Here is an 18,232-nt window from a genome sequence, read left to right as displayed (position 1 = left end):
TTTACGGTGCAAGTTTACGCATTCCTTGCTTTACCTCTGAAAAATTGACGGCTTTATGCATTGGTTGACATAGCCATTCACATATAGGCTCGCGCAAAGCGATCGCCCTATCGTTTTCAGCATTTTCGCCCTGCTTGTATTCACCTAAGTCTAAAAATATTTTCAACTCTTCAAGTTTGGTCATAGTTCGGCGAATAGCAGCTGCATCCAAAATATGGTCCGGTTCGCAAACTTGACTCGCCACCCTGCTTAGACTGTGTAAAACATCAATGGCTGGGTAATGGTTTTTTGCTGCAAGTTCACGACTTAGATAAATATGTCCATCAAGAATTGACCTAATTTCATTAGCAATGGGATCACCCTCATCATCGCTTTCGAGTAAAATCGTATAGAAAGCCGTAATACTGCCGACTTCGATATTACCTGGTCTTTCAAGCAGCCGCGGCAAATTTTCAAATACTGATGCTGGATACCCTCTTCTAGCCGGTGCTTCACCTGCGGCTAGAGCAAGATCACGTAAAGCCCTGGTATAACGTGTAATTGAGTCGATGAAGAGCACAACATTCTTGCCATTATCACGGAAGTATTCGGCAATAGTTGTGGCAACCAGTACTGCATTACAACGGTCAAGAGAAGAATAATCTGAGGTTGCGAATACCATAACGCAATCTTGTTTACGTCCAGATTGGCGAAGTACATCCATAAACTCAGCCACTTCTCTTCCACGCTCGCCAATCAGGCCAATAATAAATATATCGGCATCAATGTGTTTAATCAGCATATGCATTAATGTCGTCTTTCCACACCCTGCTGAAGCAAAAATACCCAGTCGTTGTCCTATGCCGCAGGTAATCAAACCATCGAGAGCACGAATCCCAGTCAATAGCGGTTTATAGATCCCGCGTCGAGACTGCCAACCAGGCGCTGATCCTTGTATGACTCGAGTTTCAATATCAGTAATTTGCGACGCATCAACCATTTGCTCAATAACTTTACCGTAAGGGTCAACAACAGTACCCAACAAAAAATTACCTAAATTTATCTTCAGCTCATCACCGGTGGGATGTAAAACACAATCTCGTGACAGACCATTTGCATTGCCCAAAAGACTAAGCATCGTCCGATGTTGATTAAATCCTAATACTTGAGCACGAGCGATGACCTCAGTACTGTATAAATTTCGTCGGATATCACATATTTCTCCAATTTTCACCCCCGCAAGCTCTGCCTCAATTATTGCCGAGCGCAGAACTAAGGGGTGTACCAGCTGAGTCAAAATTTTAGGTCTTCGCATTTCATTGCCTGCTTATATTGTTTGGATGACGTCAACATTAACGTGCTGCGAAAGTTCACCAAACGACATTACTGCAATATCTCTGAATTTTGTTTCAATAAATTTCTTAATAAACCGCCTTATGTCAACGGAAGAAATTATGACGATATCTTTAAATTCAGAATCATAGTTTTGCAATACTGCAGTAAATCCATCCATTAACTGATCTGCTACTGCTGGTTCAATATTAAGAAATGAACCACCGGATGAGGTTCTTATACCTTGCCTAAATGTATCTTCTGTTTCAGAGGTAACCATAATAACGCGCAACTGACTGTTAATAGAAAATTTATCACAAATATACCGAGATAATGTACTGCGAACGTGTTCAACCAGTAAAATAACATCTTTTTCTTTCGGCGCCCACAAAGCAAGTGCTTCCATGATCAATTTCATATTGCGAATCGAAATTCTTTCAGACGACAATCTTTGCAGAATTTCTGATATTTTTTGCATTGTCATGTGTCTCAAAACTTCTTTAATTAACTCCGGACATGATTGTTCCAATCGATCGGACATCGCTTTTGCTTCTTGCACCCCAAAAAACTCATTTATATGATGAGATAACTCTATTGAAAGACATGAGTAAAGTTCATCAATAGCCGTTCTAGACAGATACCCCAAATTATTGATATTTGCTTTCTCACTGACATCAACCCAAACGCCACTGCTGTCGCGGATGGTCTCAATATCGAGTATTTCTATTTCGTCTAATTTATTGATGACTCTTATTTTATCAAAATGGACTATAAAACTTGCTGCTTTAATTTCATTGATCAATAAGGTTACACTGTTGTTACTACTCGAAGTACTTCTCAAGGCAAACTCTGGGAGATGTATTCCATAATCAATAAAAAATTGGCTGCGGATATGACCAGCAAGATTCTGGTCAACAAGCTTTTGAAGTTCTTCAGGAGGTAAAAGTAAAATCAATGGAACAGCTTCTGCATTGATACTGTCAAGATTATTAATTATCTTCATCGTGCTATCCAGCCCCGTCCCAAGTGTTTCCCCCCCCTCTTCATTAGAAACACCGGCAGTACTGGTATTATTGGCATTAAGCTTCTGATTTCTGATTTTGAACCAAAAAGTGCCAGACAAAACCATGGATAACAGGAAGAATACTATCATTGGAAAACCAGGTAACATACCAACGCCCAATGTCAAAATCGCAGCAACACCGATAATAAAAGGTTGATTAATTAACTGAGATAATATTTTCTTCCCCATATTATCCCCCTCACCGTTTACACGAGTAACAATAAATCCGGCACTCACAGCGATTAAGAGTGAGGGTATTTGCGCAACCAAACCATCACCAATAGTCAACATTGTGTAAGTATGCAGAGCTTCAGACATCGCCATGCCGTGCTGATTCATACCGACACTGATGCCGCCGATAAAATTCACAAAAATGATAATAATTCCCGCAATGGCATCACCTTTAATAAACTTCATTGCACCATCAAATGAACCGTAAAGCTGACTCTCGCGTTCAAGAATACTTCTGCGATCTTTTGCTTGATCTGCATCGAGTGTTCCTGCCTTCACATCAGCATCAATGCTCATTTGTTTACCTGGCATTGCATCTAACGAGAAACGCGCTGCGACTTCGGCAACGCGTTCGGCGCCCTTAGTAATCACCATAAATTGGGTGATAGTGACAATGAAAAAAATCACGAAACCAACGATTAAATTATCGCCAATTACATATAATCCAAAGGTCTCAATGATTTCACCTGCATCAGCATCATTGAGAATCAAACGGCTGGTACTTATTGATAGTGACAGCCGAAAAAGGGTCGTAATAAGGAGTACTGCAGGGAATGTAGAAAAACTCAATATCCCATCTATATAAAAAGATGAAAGAAAAACTAACATTGAGATAACTATATTCAATGCAATAAGAAAATCTACCAAGTACGTTGGTAATGGAACAATAAGCATGGCTATTATAGTAACCATTAACAACAATATTATAAGTTCAGGATGCTTTCTTAGAAGTAGTGTTACACGTTGCATCTTTGTACATTCCTAAAATCTATTGTTGTAGATAATGCTTTTTAGTCACTTCACTATTGAAATGAAAAGCCAGAATTTCTGATAATTTTTTTTCTAAAAGCACCTTATCGTCAGCATTTTCGAAAAACTCAACAGGAAGACATTTACATAAATTACATACAATCTGAATTAATAAAACACACCCATTCTCTTCATTAACTATCGAATTTTTTCCCAACAACTCATGCAGATAATTTTTAACGTGCTCAGCATCTGTTAAAATACAAAATAAAAAAAGCAAACAATCTTCTTCCCCCTGATTTAGATCTCGATAATTAGCTGCCCTCATTAAAACCTTTATAAAATCTTCGTCCACTGTACGTAGCTTCTTCAACTGATTTAACCGAGCCAATACCTGGCCGAACTCAACAAGAGAGCAACTTGGATCCATTGAATCTATATCTATTAGTAGGGCACTTTCTACAAACCTTAATATTTTCTTCCTTTTTTTATAGCCAAAAAGCGTTATCCAATAGAGATAAATGTGCGTTTCATTTTTATTTGTCTCCAAGAAATTTCGATAGCAATTACGCAGCAGAGATGAACTTACTCCTAAAGAGCGGCCAAACAATAGTGCTTTCATGGCAACATTGATACCAGCCTTTAGGCTTTTTGGTTCTGCTTCTTTCTCTATGCTTTCAAGCAAGATCTTGAGCGTAGATTTTGTAGCTTCATCGATATTTTTTTTTGCCAGCAGTTTCCTCAGCAACTGCACCCTGTCACTTTCATCCGGGAATAGTTTCATAAATTTAAAAAGCATCTCACGTATACTATTTCCCTCAACGCCACTGATAAATTTAAGTAACTGAGCTATTTTATGAACAGTATTCTCTTCTAAAATTGAATCAAAGTTGTTCTCCGTATCAGCACCACTTTTTAAACTCAAATCGCGCCTTGTCCTAAATTGCGAAGAGGCAAGCAGGCTTTCATCGACGGCTTGTGATGCTCTCGAAATAAGTTCGTTGGCTGAATCTGCTTCTGTAACAAACAGATCGGCATTATCCTGTGCTCCTTCATCAATAACTTTGCTGTTTACTGATTCTTTTTCAGTTTGAGCCTTGCTTCGTTGTTGCTCACGAAGCCTAAGCGCAGCTAAGTGTGAAGAGTCCGGGTTTATACGGCTCAAAATAAGCTTAGTGCCAAGTTTTGCTTCCAATCCCTTAAAGGGGTTGAAGTAAGCATTTCGTTAGAAACAGTATTAGAATCTGTAATATTAGCCGATAAGATTTCCTTTGGTTGAATCAAAAAAACGCGAACTGTCTGATTATTATGTGCTATCCGATAGCGAAACAATGCACCAATAAATGGTATGTCACCTAATAAGGGAATTTTTGCATTATCGTTCTGATCTTCATCTCGCGTGTAGCCTCCTATCAATAAGCTCTTACCGCGGGGTACACGAGCAACAGTACTTATATTCGTTTGACCCACCACCGGTAAAGAAGATGTAGCGCTTTCACTTCCTCCTTGTGTACCATTGGCATTTCCGTCTTCTACATTAAGCATCATCTCGATTTCATTATCTTGTGTAAATCGAGGCAGCACACTCACGGATGTACCATAGGTAATTTTCTGTAACTCTACGTTATGTTCCCCCAGTAGACGGGTATATATGCTGTGGCTTGCATCAAATACTGCAGGAATGTTCTCTTGGGTAAGAATAACGGGTCGAGATATTATATTGGCTAAATTTTTCTGACTGAGGGCAATAATTTTTGCAACAAACTGACCGCCGTCTAAAGTACTGGATATATTGTTAGCTGCTGCCGACCCATCCCATCCTGCATTGAGTGAAAACCCCAGCTGCTTACCTAATGTAAAGTTACCGCTCCAATTGGCCCCCAATTGGTCTAAGGTGCTCCTTTTGAGATCTACAATCCATACTGAGAGCTCAATGTGTCTACGTGGCTTATCCAACGCAGCTATCAAATTTTGTGCATGTTTTATCTGCTGCTCACTGCCTTTTATCAATAGGCTATTGTTCCCAGGGTTAGAGATTATCTGCATCGACGAGGTTCCATTGAAAACAATATTTTTCTCAGGAACACTCTCTTTTTGTTCATCTGCGTTGGCCGTTGGCACTCCAGGTGAAGGAAGTCTCATGCCAGGAGTTGTGTTTTTTGGCAGCACTATAGATGTCTTCACGGGTGTTATACCCGTGAACAGCTTAGTTAATACAGAAGCAATGCCGGGCACGATGATACGCTCATCGCGATAGGAATATATTCGGTCCTCTGCAAATGTATTACTTAAGTAGAATATTGATACCGAATCAACATCACGACGGCTGATGTCCTGTTCATCTAATGTTAAGGCAAGCTGGTCTATTGATTCAATGTAACCTGGTGGCCCAGAAATAAAGAAAGTTCTGCTGCTCGCCTCTCCACGTAGGGGATATCTTTTATCAAGGAGTCCTATTTTTCGTAGATAGCGTGTGAAAAAATCGAATGAAATATTTTTCAGTGTGATAATTCTACTGTGCATTTCGGATGCATCGTAGACATAAATTGTTGATTCGTTACTGTACCAAATAAGACCAAGTCTATTACATACGCTTTCGAGTTGTAACAGTGGCTCAGAGAGAGATATATCACCACTCAGTTTTTTACGTGCAGCAAGTTTACTAAGTATTACAGGTTTATTTATCACTGAAGATAATGCGCCGAAAAAACCACTTATACTTTCGTTAGTTGCAACATAACCATCTACATTTTCATTATTTATAGGCTCTGCGCTAAGACAAGTAAACGTAGAAAAAAATATAGAAATAAAAATCGTTTTTTTTATTGTAGCTACATATGCATTCATTATTATTTCATTACCACATCAAGAATTGATTTCCTTAACGCCCTTGGCGTCATCCCTAACATTTTCTTCACATCATTAGAAAAGTGCGATAGTGAAGAATATCCATGAGCAAAGGCAATATCTGTCATATTTTTGGGTTCATTTATGAATGCTAAAATAGCCTTTGTCATACGCCACTCTCGCAAAGTCACTTTAGTCGTATGTCCCAAGGCATGCCGCGATAAACGCCGGAAGTGTGCTGCAGAAAGACCATAACGCACACATAAATTTTGCAGGCACTGATTATTATCATTAGTTGCAGAGAGTAAAAAATTGACCAAGTTATAACATTCAGTTTGGCGTAAGAAATTCACAATCGGGTCTGAATCATTATCTGCACGCATCGCCTGTTGCAAAAGCCAAGATTCCATGTCACTAGGGCTGGTTGTTCTAATTTCTTTTGAAAGGGAAATTCCGTTAAACTCGCGTATGTGCCCGGCCTCTAGTTTATCTGAAGAGCAATCGATAAATACCTGTAACTTGGCCAGTCTCATTAAGTCTATTTCATAATAGCGCAATTTACCTTTTACTATTTTTAATAGCATAGTATCAAGTGCAATTAATCCACGCCAAGTCCCATTAAGAACCAATGTGTCTTCATCAATACTTTTAACATTACATACTATTTCACACGAAATGGAATCAACGACTTCAATTAGCCACAGTTTCTTTTCTGTGATTTTAACAAAACCACCCACATTGATGATGTGCGAAATTGTTTCTAAGCGCATAGATTCAACTACCTGCAAATATAAGTCCATTCGAAGAGTTATATTCTAGCCAGAAGGTCATCTTCTATCTTGATGGAAATATGATATTGAAATTTATGAACTTTATGACTTCTTGCGATTATCACTTCTTGCCACAATTAAAACTGATCATATTTGGTCATAAAGAAATCATGATCTTTCATCTCTTTCCCACTACTCTATTTTCATCTGCTTAATCGGCACTAGGAATTACTTTTATAATGATCACTGAGAGGGCATTGAGGCCACTTCCGAAAAAAACACTTACATTACGTCTTATGAACAGTCCATTATGTGGTTGTGAATTCGAGCTGGTTGAAGGTGTAGCAACGTTTGTTGTTGCACCAGCTCACGTGTTAGAAATTGGTTCACACGATGGTAAAAATACTTTTATTATCCCTGTAGAACATGGCGGTGTTAATTTTGAAATTATCAATAATGGTGAGCCTCATGTATCAATTAGAAAACTAGGCGATGTAGAAACCTTAATTAAGCACGAACCTTTTAACTGTTTAATCACCATTGGAACTTTGAATTTTATAGTTAAAGAAAATGGCGACCCTTGGGATTTCAGTATCTTTGAAAAAAACATTGAAAATATTAAAAAAAATAAATCAATAATCAAATCACCTAAAATAATAAGCTACATTTTTTTGCCAATAATTACTATTGCAATTTTCATATTTTTGAAAGGTGAGAGTAATGGTACATTAAAAACAGCCAAACTCAATATGGAGCCTCCTCGCAGTCTTCCTATCATTAAATCAAAAAAATATACCGCATCCCCCACTGCAGAATCTCTAATCAGTGCTGATGATGCAGAAATATTGCTACGTGCTATGTCAATAAATTATAAAAGGCAAAACAGCAGCAGTAAGGTGTTATTTATAATTTCTGGGATTTTGAATGATGAAGAATTACAGCAAATAAAGTTGCTTAACGTTATTTATTTACAGCAACATGTAAAATTCGCCGTTAACTTGCAGGATGACCCTACGGCAAATACGTCATATAAGTATGGGGGTAACAGTTATGTTAAAGTCACCCCTAATCATTGGTTACTCAACAACCTGTAATAAAGGAGAATAAAATGCCGGACATCGATACAACACCCACAGTCCCCCGTGAATTTGTCATTGGTATGTCAGAAAGATTTAATACATCAGCCATACCTCTTCGCAAAAAGGTTGAAGATACACTTTTGGCTTTGACAGGAAAAGACAGTGACACGTCAAACCCAGTCTTGCTTGCTAATTACCAGGCGGCACTATCAGCCTACACGCTATTCTGCAATGCGCAATCAAGTACTGTAAAAGCTTATAAAGATATTGCAGCAGCAACTATCTCCAACTTCCGTTAATAAGAACTTTTATAACAAGGATTTTTCATGCTCGTTCCCCAAGCGCTAGGCAGCCTTATTGCTCGCCGTAGTGATATCGATAATTTCGATAATGCTCAATTAACATTAGACCAGCAATTGGTTTCCGCTTATGCAAATAATGCCGAGATTTTTCATACGCAAAAACAACATGTTTTAAGCCAATTAAGCAGTGTTAATCCTCCCAGCTCTCCCGAGCAGTTATTTTCGATTCAGCAGCAAACAGCGGATTATAATATTGAGGTCTCCCTTATTAGCGCACTGACCAGAAAGGCTACCAGTGCTGTCGAGACGTTGCTGCGTGCATGAAAGCTCAATATTTTATACTTGGTATATCCATTTTACTCCTCACTGGTTGCAGGCAGCAGGAACTGCTTAAAGGCCTTGAACAGAGGCAGGCTAACGAAGTTATTGCTCTTTTACAGAGGAATAAAATAGATGCTGAAAAGAAAGATATAGCTAAAGAAGGATATCGTGTTTCTGTTGATCCTAAGGATTTCAGCACATCAGTTGACCTTTTGCGAATCTATAATCTACCTTCAAAACCCAGAATGGAAATAGCGCAAATGTTTCCTTCAGACTCACTCATATCCTCACCCCTGGCCGAAACGGCCAGGTTATATTCGGCTATTGAGCAACGCCTGGAGCAGTCACTTGTAGCCCTTGAGGGGATAACTTCAGCACAGATTCATGTCAGCTATCATTTTGACTCAGGAGCTAATGGAAGAAAAAATGATCCAGAACACGTTGCAGCTCTTATTAGCTATGACCGTAATATTGACTCAACGCTGATGATAAGTGATGTAAAAAGATTGTTAAAAAATAGTTTTAATAATCTAAGTTATGACAATATTTCTGTCGTTCTAACACGATCGCCCACGCTATTGCCCATGATGCCTATCGTAAAATCGGCATCATCACCTTTAACGCTTTATTGGTGGCTTGCCATTCTACCGATATTACTTATTGCTGTTGTTGGGTATAAATTTTGGCAAAGATTCTCAATACGAGATGTATCAAATGGCTGAGCAGACTTCTTTACAGCATATCTTATTCGACCCGTGCGGATGGATTCATCCTGGACGTTTTGTATTGCCCAAGATGTTGAATTCCGCTGGCTGTCAGAGTGTGCTTAATACCTTGTTAATTCGGCACTACAAGTTGTCTGTTGATAGCTTCAAAATAAAAGTCGGTTCTATAACTGAAACAATGGTTGAGAATTGGCCAATTTTGCCTCACGTTGTCTTTCTGTTAGCCTGCAAACAGTATCGTGCTCCCCTACTTTACCAAGGGGAGTTTCGAAATATGGAAAAATATGTTCAAGACTTTTGTTCTCACCCATCTGATAACGAGCAGCCGATTCGGCTCTGTCATCCCGTACAGCTCGATACGCTTATGGCTAGCGGCTTGCAGATACTGATGGGGTTTAACGAACACATCCCACAGTCATTAATACAGCGTATTCCGCTATTATTTGATGAAAGACACCTGCAGAAAAATTCATATCATTTTCTATCAACTGTCTCTTATATTGACTTCAAATTGGCTATTCAATATACAAAAAACCATTATCTCCCCTAACGTGATTGAATCTATTGAAGGCATACTAATCCCGGCTTCTGCTCTAAAACAGAGGGAAAGAGTTGAGAACATATTGAAACAGGCGCAGCACAATGCATCAAAAATTATCAAACAGGCAAATATTGAGGCGCAAACCATCCGTATGTCAGCACAAAGCGCAGGATATCAGGCTGGAATAACACTATCGATAAATGCTGTCGCAGATTATATTGATAATGGCCAGTCGATACATTTGCAATTCTATTCTAAAACTCATGAAAGTATGCTAAAAAATCTTCGTGATGCGTTGAATAGTCCTGAAATATTCCCATTACTTTTAGAACATTGGTTGGCCGATGTTATACCCGACGAAGAGCATTCCCCGCTTTTTTTGCTTGTACCTAAAATGACGCTTAAACAACAAACCGAACTTTCATCCTACATAGCTTCTATATGGTCTGGAAAGGTCGTAATTGAACAACATACTGATAATCGTTTTATAATTAAATACAAAAGTAATCTTGCCGAGTTTTCACCCGATGTGTGGGTTGAACAGCAGAGAATAGAGGCTAATTATTGTCAGCAGCTTGAAAAAGATTGTAATACTCTGTCTAGCAATTCAATCCAACGACTTCTGAATGATCTCGCAGTGAGACTCGTAAAATAAAACCAACTTCATCTCGGAGAAATAATGTTAAATATTAACACAAATAATACAGATAATGTCAATAAAGGGGATTCCTCTTCTGTAATGCCTATACCTTTAGCAGAGAGACTTAAAAATACTGTCCCACCCAAATATACACCTGAAGACATTATAAAATCTCGCAAACTATTCAATAACTTTATTTTAAATCAAATATCGACGGAGTTTGACGAGAGGATGAAAGAGGAGAAGGAATCCATTGCGTGGTAAATAATAAAGTTAACTCAAATACGAAATCGATTTTCTCAGGCTTGACCTTTTTGCTTTTTTTTTCTTCGGGCTGTACTTCAACGGTAAGCCCATCACCTGCGACTGCTATCATCTCGACACAATATTGTAATAGCGGAATCGACAGTTTTGACAGTAACCCGGAAAATCTGTATCAAGACATGCTGGAGTGTATCAATGCTAATAATTACCAGCAGGCCGTACTATTTTATGCAAAAGCCGGCACACTAACTTGGTATTATTCACTTGAAGAGGATAGCGAATCGAACAGAATAAGGCATAAAACTCTTCTTTCTGACGCTCTTGGCTCACTCAATAAAAACCAAAAAGAAAAACTTACGCATGCTTTAGGCAATAATTTAAATATATTGCGAAAGAGAGACTTATTATGTGCCAGGATAGTTTTACCCCAAACATCAACCGTGACTACCCCTGGAGGTTTCCGTCAAGATTATTGGGACAAAGCAAAAAAAGGCTATCTTCATTGTCAAAGTATCGAGAGGGGATAATGGTTTATTCATGACGAAAGAGTGACTGTCTAATCTATCTCGCAGACAGTCACTCGTGTTTACAGATCTGCAAACCCTACATTTTTCACATATAAAGATTAAACAGTGGTTACACAACTTGATGGAATGGATGCACTCTTGTTTGTCACTGACGATTTTCTGTGTCTTATTTCCATTTCATTCATTGATGTAGCGCTGAGCATTGTATTCTTCGAATTATCAGTACCCATAATCTCATCTTTTTTAATATCATGTTCAACGACAAAACCAGAATTAAGACGTTGCATTGAAAGAAAGTCTAAAGTGCCTAAATATGGAACTTGTATTTTGGTGTTTGCCGAAAAATCAATCCCCAGAGTTAGTGGTTCTATAATATCCACAATACAATCTGGCTCAATAATTTCTATCATTTCACACAACACCCCGACAGCGTCTGCCCCCACCATGGAACACGCTTTGGCCGTTGGGGCCGATGCACCCAAGGCCAATGCGGCATAGCCTGTCGCCACTGCTCCTATTGCACGCAAAGCAAGTTGAACCATGAAACGCGTTGTTCCGGTTTTATTGCTGGAGAAAACAAGTTGCCTCACCGTGTCAACGCCGACTTTAAGCTGTAAACTTAAAGGAGTTGATAATTTATCGCCAGTTAGATTAACTCCCCCCTCAAACCGGTTCACCATTTCAATAACATAATTAACCTTTTCACATTGCCACTTCACCTTGCTTCTATTGATTGGGATATTTATGCCAAAGTGATTGACGCGCAGTGCGCCCGCCGCTAACTTTACATTAAAGGGTAACTCCATATATTCTGAAAGATCTGCAGCACCACTTATCCCTTCCTCAAGGTGAAAAAATGGCTGAATAAATATATTTTCTATCGGTTTACTGTTAAATAATTTCTTTATCGCACCTCTAGACGGGAATACTATTTGCATCTGAATGCCAACTTTAGAGTAAGCGCCGGGTATTTCTGGCACGGCCGTTGTAAAGGCAAGTTGCTCTAAGAGCAACGGCGTTCTCAAATTCGCACCTTCGTTCAATATATACAGCATTGACTTCGTTAATGAACTTACTTCAAGGGAGGATATTACAGCATCAATTTCACTCTTCGCCTTTTTATACAAGATTTTTTTTTCGTTTAATTTGTTATTAAGCGTCTCAAAATCTGACATTTTTTTAATCTGTGCATTGGTATACTCAGGTGTAATGTCATTTTTTTTCTTATTGTTACAATCAGTCCCATGGGCGTTAATACTGTCAAACATCTTTTTTTCTTTCGCGTGCAGCAGGCTAATTTCATCTACTTTCTCCTTACATTCTGTGCAAATCATGTATAAACGTGATAACTGATTAAAATCTTCATACCCTAAAAGTTCTTTTAGCTCAAGTTGCATATTTTCAATAGATTCTTCAAAACTACCCAGCGTATCATTAATTCTATTTTGATAACTTTCGGTTAAAATTTGCCTTGCATCATTGCAAAGGTGATAACACATATCGAAAGGACGTAGGAGTGCAGCTATCCAAGACTTTTTACATTCTGACATTTTTTCTATAATATTTTCAGGTGGTGCATCGGGATCCTGATAATTGATTGTTAATCCTATATCTGCTGCTGCATAATTCTCTACTTTTGTTTGCACATGCATCTGGCTATCGGTAGGATGCGATTTAAAATTAGACATTGCACCATCAAGTTTCATTAATATAATTTACCTTGTCGTTTTATTTAATTAAATAGCATAAGCTTGGCTATTTTTATTTTATAAAACGCTCTTTTAAGATAATTTAAATATAACGAACGCAACGTAGTGCATTTATTCGCGCCTATTTTTTTCAGAATGTACCAAATTAGCCAGTGTCTGCAGGGCAGTTTCTGCGCGCGTGTTCCATTCAAAAGAAGTATTTAGGCGAAGACAGTGGCGATAACGATCATCTACCGCAAACATCGTACCGGGAGCAACACTGATACCCTGAGCCAGTGCCAACTGATATATTTTTGTCGCATCAATATTTTCACCCAGATTTACCCACAAGAAATATCCCCCTGTGGGTTGAGTTACTGACGTACCCGTTGGAAAGGTTTTCACTATCATATTACGCATCGTGGTTTGACGAAGTTCAAGCTGCCGCCGCAAACGCTTTAAATGCGTGTCATAACTGCCCTGATGCAAAAAATCAGCCAGTGCCAACTGTATTGGAACGCTAGCTGAAAGTGTGCTCATTAACTGCAGTCGTTGGATCCGCGATGCGTAGGCGCCTGCTGCAACCCAGCCAACTCGAAAACCGGGTGCCAGACATTTCGAGAACGACGAGCAGTGCAAAATTTGCTGACGATAAGACGACATCTTTAGCGGCATAGGTCGCTCTTCGTTAAAATAAAGCTCCGCATAGACGTCGTCTTCAATCAGAGCAACGTCATTCTCTTGCAGTATATCGACCAATTTCTGTTTCTTTTCTTCCGCCAGCGTACATCCTAATGGATTTTGAAAGTTTGACATCAGCCAACAGGCTTTTATCGGGTAAGTCGCTATTGCCTGCTGCAACGCCTCTAAATCGATGCCTTGCTGCGTGTCCATTGGAATAGCCACCGCCTTTAATTTACGACGTTCGATAGCCTGTAAAACGCCATAAAATGCTGGAGATTCAATTGCGACCCAATCTCCAGGTTGAGTCACCACCTGTAGACTAAGCCCCAGAGACTCCATAGCTCCAGAGGTAATAACAATTTCGTCGGGTGTGACGTCAATTCCCTGCTGGGCATAACGTTTGGCGATATTGCGGCGCAATTCTTCATTTCCGGGTGGCAAATTGGCAATAGCGCTGTGCGGGGACATGCGTCGTACCGCACTGGCGAGGGAGCGCGCCAAGCTTGGCTGAGGAAACAGCGTTGGGTCGGGAAAAGCAGACCCAAAAGGCACAATCCCCGGATCTTGACCCGCCTTTAGAATGTCAAAAATAGCGTCATTAACGTCTATTTGCTCGGCAGCATGCAAGAGTTGAGGCATGTCTCGAGGTATATCCCGCGTAGCCACGTAATAGCCGGACTGCGGGCGTGAAATAATAAGCCCCTGACTCTCGAGTAATTGATAGGCTTGCAAAACAGTCATCAGGCTGAGCCCAGACTGTTTGCAGCTTTCTCGCAAAGAAGGCAACTTCTCTGTGGGCAGCCAGACTTGTGCTTCTATTTGTCGGCGCAGGGTCTGGGCTAACTGCTTATATCTCGTCACAGTCATTGTTTATCACTTACTGTTATAGTTTATTTTACTGTGCCGCCAGGCCGTTAATTAAGGCATTCTACATTGGGATTCTGAGCACTGTGGCTCTGGGCATCACATGCCGATTCCTGTCAGCTCGACCGTAGGCTTACGAATTCTAAACACTTTCTCCACGATCGTCTGAAATATGACATGCCTGCTTGCAGTCTTTTACAGTACCTCGCACTACTATTCAATTAACCCGTTAGACTGTATTTCGTCAAGTCAGCAGCGTTACATCCCGCTGAATGAACGTAACAACACTAGCTGGTACAGAATCTGGCTATAACAGAACAATGAGGAATTGAATTATGCGCAAACTTACCGCAATGATTGTGGCTTCCACTCTGGCTCTTAGCTCTGCTTCTTTTGCCTTTGCTGCAGAAACTACTCCTGCGACCGGCGCACAAGCACAAGCACAAGCACAAGCACAAGCACAAGCACAAGCACAGACTCAGGGCAAAATGGAACATCATAAAGGCCCGCGTCAATTTAATCCTTTCGCCGGTTTGAACCTGACAGAACAACAGCGCACCCAAATGAAAGCGCTGTGGAAAGACTCAGGTATGCATCATGACCGCGGCGAAATGAAAAAACAGATGGATACCCTGCACGGGTTGGTGGCGTCAAACAGCTTCGATGAAGCCAAAGTGAAAGGCGAAATTGACCAAATTTCTCAGGCTCAGTCTGCCCGTATGCTTGAGCGTGCGAAGATTGAGAACAAGATGTATAACCTGCTGACTCCTGAACAGCAAAAGCAGTTTAATGAGAACTATCAGAAACGCGCAGAGAAAATGGCTGAACACCATCGTGAGCACAAAGCTGATGCAGCTAAACCGGCTGCCTGATAGTCAACCTATCATTGACCTTTAATTCTTACGTTTTGTTTGTCAACGAACCGGCCTCTTTGGCCGGTTTTTTTTTGGCAAAACTGTGCGCCACTGCGCTGTTAACTCAGTCCTCTCAGGCCGGCTTCACGCAAAGCGTTTGCTGCATCACACTTCTGATTTTCAATTTCACTTAGTGGCTGTGAAACAGTGCTTTTTGAGCTGTAATCCTCAATGACTGCAAACAGTTAACTCTGAAAGAAATGGACTATCTGTTTCTTGCCTTGCGTATTACACAAACAATAGCGACCACAAAGGTTGCACATTGAGGAGTTGTTTATCATGACGAACGTCAAGTCCGGAATTATCTGGCTAGCGGTGGCGTTAGTGGGAGCCTTTGCTTTTGGCATGTTGGCACTTAGCCGTGGCGAACACGTTAATGCGGTATGGCTGGTCATTGCAGCCATTGCCTGCTACAGCATCGCCTATCGTTTCTACAGTTTGTTCATTGCAAAAAAAGTCTTTGGTTTGGATGACCGCCGAGTTACGCCGGCTTTGCGCAAAAATGACGGACTGGACTATGTTCCCACCAATAAATGGGTGCTGTTTGGCCATCACTTTGCAGCCATCGCCGGTGCGGGTCCTTTGGTTGGCCCGATTTTGGCCGCACAAATGGGTTTTTTACCCGGTACTATCTGGATCCTGGTGGGTGTCATGCTGGCCGGTGCGGTTCAGGATTTCCTGATCCTCTTTATTTCAACTCGCCGCGATGGTCGCTCGCTGGGCGAGATGGCTAAACAGGAGTTGGGGCAGTTCGCCGGCGTAGTGACCATGCTAGGCGCACTTGGCGTGATGATTATTATTCTCTCCGCTTTGGCTCTGGTCGTCGTTAAAGCACTTGCCGACAGCCCTTGGGGCTTGTTCACGATTGCCGCGACTATCCCTATTGCGCTATTTATGGGCATTTATATGCGTTTTATTCGCCCAGGTAAAATTGCCGAGGTTTCAATTATCGGCTTTGTGCTGATGATGTTGGCGATTATCTACGGCGGCAACGTGGCGCAGGACCCATATTGGGGACCGTTCTTTACGCTGCACGGCACGACGTTGACGTGGGTACTGGTTATTTATGGCTTTATAGCCTCCGTGCTGCCGGTTTGGTTGCTGCTTGCACCACGTGATTATCTCTCCACATTCTTAAAAATTGGCGTTATTTTGGGACTGGCGGTAGGGATTATCTTTGCCATGCCTGAGATGAAAATGCCTGCGGTGACTAAGTTTATCGACGGCAGCGGCCCCGTGTTCTCCGGTGGCCTCTTCCCGTTTCTGTTTATTACTATTGCCTGTGGTTCTATTTCCGGCTTCCACGCTCTTGTCGCCAGCGGTACTACGCCGAAACTTATCGAGAAAGAGAGTCACATTCGCTTTATCGGCTACGGCGCCATGCTTATGGAGTCATTCGTGGCGATTATGGCGCTCATCTGCGCCTCTGTAATCGACCCCGGCGTCTACTTTGCCATGAACTCACCGGCGGCCTTAATTGGCACCACGGTTGAAACGGCTTCCCAAGTGATTAACAGCTGGGGATTCGTGGTAACGCCTGAAATGCTCACCGTTATTGCCAGAGACGTTGGCGAACAGTCGATTCTCTCCCGTGCAGGTGGAGCCCCGACTTTCGCAGTGGGTATGGCGCACATCATCAGTGACGTATTTAACAGCCGCGCAATGATGGCGTTCTGGTATCACTTTGCCATCTTGTTTGAAGCACTGTTTATTCTGACCGCGGTTGATGCCGGTACGCGAGCTTGTCGTTTTATGGTGCAGGATCTGGTCGGCGTGGCCATCCCTTCACTGGCAAATAATCGCTCTTGGGTGGGCACCATTGCGGGTACCAGCGTGGCCGTTGCGGGCTGGGGATTCTTTGTTTATCAGGGCGTTGTTGATCCTCTTGGTGGAATTAACACCCTCTGGCCGCTGTTTGGTATCGGTAACCAGATGTTGGCCTCAATGGCGCTTATCCTCGGAACCGTTGTATTGTTTAAAATGAAGAAACAGCGATATGCGTGGGTGACCATTTTACCGACAGTGTGGCTGTTTATTACCTCAATGACTGCCGGTTGGCAGAAAATGTTCCATGAAAATCCGTCAATTGGATTTTTGGCTCAGGCCAATAAATTCTCTGCGGGCATCAACAATGGCATCATTATCAAACCGGCAAAAACGCTGGCAGATATGCATACCATTGTGATTAACAATCAGATCAATGCGGCTCTGTGTGGTTTCTTCATGCTGGTTGCCGTCACTATGTTGATTTCAGCTTTCTTTGTCATTCGCAGAGCGTTGAAATCTCCGACGCCAACGGTGCACGAAACCAGCCCGCTGGCCACTCACCGAGAGGCTCGTCATGTCTGACAACGATTTGCCCTATCGCGTTACCTTAAGAAGTTCGATGACGATTATTCGCTGTCATCCGCTGGAGTTTCGCCCGCCTCGTCCTGTAAACCTGCGTCAGTGGATAAAATTCATTGGCAAAGGCGTTGCACAAAGCTTTCGACTGATGGTTGGCGTGCAGGATTATCCAAACTATGTGCGTCATGTGCAACTCCATCATCCTGAGCAGACCCCCATGAGTGAAAAGGAGTTTCATCGCTATTGCCTTAACGCCCGCTTCCCCAGCGAAGCAGGCAAGCTTGGGAAATGTCCTTGTTAATAAACTCAGCAACTCAGTTGGCTAAAATTGCTGAGAAAGTTGTGATTAATTGATCCCCTGGTAC

18 protein-coding genes are annotated in these 18,232 nt (G+C 41.4%); 11 read left to right on the top strand and 7 right to left on the bottom strand.

The window, feature by feature from the left end; all coding sequences use genetic code 11:
- Position 1: 1 nt before the first annotated feature.
- From sctN to GA565_RS09785, 5 genes are read right to left on the bottom strand one after another with little or no spacing between them, the layout of a single operon-like run.
- Positions 2 to 1,294, bottom strand: a complete 1,293-nt coding sequence (gene sctN, locus GA565_RS09805) for a type III secretion system ATPase SctN (protein WP_152198296.1) — start codon at positions 1,292 to 1,294, stop codon at positions 2 to 4.
- A gap of 12 nt (positions 1,295 to 1,306) precedes the next feature.
- Complete coding sequence (locus GA565_RS09800; protein ID WP_152198295.1) at positions 1,307 to 3,355, bottom strand: EscV/YscV/HrcV family type III secretion system export apparatus protein; 2,049 nt, start codon at positions 3,353 to 3,355, stop codon at positions 1,307 to 1,309.
- A gap of 19 nt (positions 3,356 to 3,374) precedes the next feature.
- On the bottom strand, positions 3,375 to 4,550 hold the full coding sequence (gene sctW / locus GA565_RS09795; RefSeq protein WP_152198294.1) for a type III secretion system gatekeeper subunit SctW: 1,176 nt from the start codon (positions 4,548 to 4,550) through the stop codon (positions 3,375 to 3,377).
- Positions 4,517 to 6,202: a type III secretion system outer membrane ring subunit SctC gene (gene sctC / locus GA565_RS09790; RefSeq protein WP_152198293.1), complete on the bottom strand. Its 1,686-nt coding sequence runs from the start codon at positions 6,200 to 6,202 to the stop codon at positions 4,517 to 4,519. The genes sctW and sctC overlap by 34 nt, the downstream gene beginning before the upstream one ends.
- Before the next feature lie 2 nt (positions 6,203 to 6,204).
- Entirely contained in the window at positions 6,205 to 6,972 is a 768-nt protein-coding gene (locus GA565_RS09785) for a helix-turn-helix domain-containing protein (protein WP_193311890.1), read from the bottom strand.
- Positions 6,973 to 7,211: 239 nt separating this feature from the next.
- Here GA565_RS09785 and GA565_RS09780 point away from each other — a divergent pair, with 239 nt between their 5' ends.
- The 8 genes from GA565_RS09780 to GA565_RS09745 all read left to right on the top strand — a co-directional run bounded on the left by GA565_RS09780 (position 7,212) and on the right by GA565_RS09745 (position 11,371).
- On the top strand, positions 7,212 to 8,066 hold the full coding sequence (locus GA565_RS09780; RefSeq protein WP_152198291.1) for a PrgH/EprH family type III secretion apparatus protein: 855 nt from the start codon (positions 7,212 to 7,214) through the stop codon (positions 8,064 to 8,066).
- Between the two features lie 14 nt (positions 8,067 to 8,080).
- Positions 8,081 to 8,350, top strand: a complete 270-nt coding sequence (gene sctF / locus GA565_RS09775; protein WP_304621425.1) for a type III secretion system needle filament subunit SctF — start codon at positions 8,081 to 8,083, stop codon at positions 8,348 to 8,350.
- Between the two features lie 27 nt (positions 8,351 to 8,377).
- On the top strand, positions 8,378 to 8,677 hold the full coding sequence (sctI, locus tag GA565_RS09770; protein WP_152198290.1) for a type III secretion system inner rod subunit SctI: 300 nt from the start codon (positions 8,378 to 8,380) through the stop codon (positions 8,675 to 8,677).
- Positions 8,674 to 9,396: a type III secretion system inner membrane ring lipoprotein SctJ gene (gene sctJ, locus GA565_RS09765; RefSeq protein ID WP_152198289.1), complete on the top strand. Its 723-nt coding sequence runs from the start codon at positions 8,674 to 8,676 to the stop codon at positions 9,394 to 9,396. The genes sctI and sctJ overlap by 4 nt, the downstream gene beginning before the upstream one ends.
- Complete coding sequence (locus GA565_RS09760; RefSeq protein ID WP_193311889.1) at positions 9,389 to 9,949, top strand: type III secretion apparatus protein OrgA/MxiK; 561 nt, start codon at positions 9,389 to 9,391, stop codon at positions 9,947 to 9,949. Before sctJ ends, GA565_RS09760 begins: the two co-directional genes overlap by 8 nt.
- Positions 9,950 to 10,022: 73 nt before the next feature.
- Entirely contained in the window at positions 10,023 to 10,595 is a 573-nt protein-coding gene (locus GA565_RS09755) for a hypothetical protein (RefSeq protein ID WP_152198287.1), read from the top strand.
- Positions 10,596 to 10,619: 24 nt separating this feature from the next.
- Complete coding sequence (locus tag GA565_RS09750) at positions 10,620 to 10,844, top strand: hypothetical protein (protein WP_152198286.1); 225 nt, start codon at positions 10,620 to 10,622, stop codon at positions 10,842 to 10,844.
- Positions 10,838 to 11,371, top strand: a complete 534-nt coding sequence (locus GA565_RS09745) for a hypothetical protein (protein WP_152198285.1) — start codon at positions 10,838 to 10,840, stop codon at positions 11,369 to 11,371. Before GA565_RS09750 ends, GA565_RS09745 begins: the two co-directional genes overlap by 7 nt.
- A gap of 98 nt (positions 11,372 to 11,469) precedes the next feature.
- On the opposite strand, the gene GA565_RS09740 is transcribed toward GA565_RS09745, so the two are convergent.
- On the bottom strand, positions 11,470 to 13,077 hold the full coding sequence (locus GA565_RS09740; protein WP_152198284.1) for a hypothetical protein: 1,608 nt from the start codon (positions 13,075 to 13,077) through the stop codon (positions 11,470 to 11,472).
- Positions 13,078 to 13,191: 114 nt separating this feature from the next.
- Positions 13,192 to 14,610 carry a PLP-dependent aminotransferase family protein gene (locus GA565_RS09735; protein WP_152198283.1) on the bottom strand — a complete coding sequence of 473 codons (1,419 nt, stop codon included), beginning with the start codon at positions 14,608 to 14,610 and terminating at the stop codon, positions 13,192 to 13,194.
- A 332-nt stretch (positions 14,611 to 14,942) separates the two neighbouring features.
- Between GA565_RS09735 and spy the strand changes: the two genes are divergently transcribed.
- The 3 genes from spy (at position 14,943) to GA565_RS09720 (ending at position 18,168) form a co-directional block, all read left to right on the top strand.
- Complete coding sequence (gene spy / locus GA565_RS09730; RefSeq protein ID WP_152198282.1) at positions 14,943 to 15,479, top strand: ATP-independent periplasmic protein-refolding chaperone Spy; 537 nt, start codon at positions 14,943 to 14,945, stop codon at positions 15,477 to 15,479.
- A 321-nt stretch (positions 15,480 to 15,800) separates the two neighbouring features.
- The gene (locus GA565_RS09725; RefSeq protein ID WP_152198281.1) at positions 15,801 to 17,870 is read left to right on the top strand and encodes a carbon starvation CstA family protein; all 2,070 of its coding nucleotides are present in this window, start codon (positions 15,801 to 15,803) and stop codon (positions 17,868 to 17,870) included.
- Positions 17,863 to 18,168, top strand: a complete 306-nt coding sequence (locus GA565_RS09720; RefSeq protein WP_152198280.1) for a YbdD/YjiX family protein — start codon at positions 17,863 to 17,865, stop codon at positions 18,166 to 18,168. Before GA565_RS09725 ends, GA565_RS09720 begins: the two co-directional genes overlap by 8 nt.
- Positions 18,169 to 18,232 lie beyond the last annotated feature (64 nt).

Source organism: Rouxiella sp. S1S-2, from assembly GCF_009208105.1.
Taxonomy (GTDB): Bacteria; Pseudomonadota; Gammaproteobacteria; order Enterobacterales; family Enterobacteriaceae; genus Rouxiella.
Note: the sequence above shows the minus strand (reverse complement) of the source record. Positions and strands in the feature narration are given on the sequence as shown.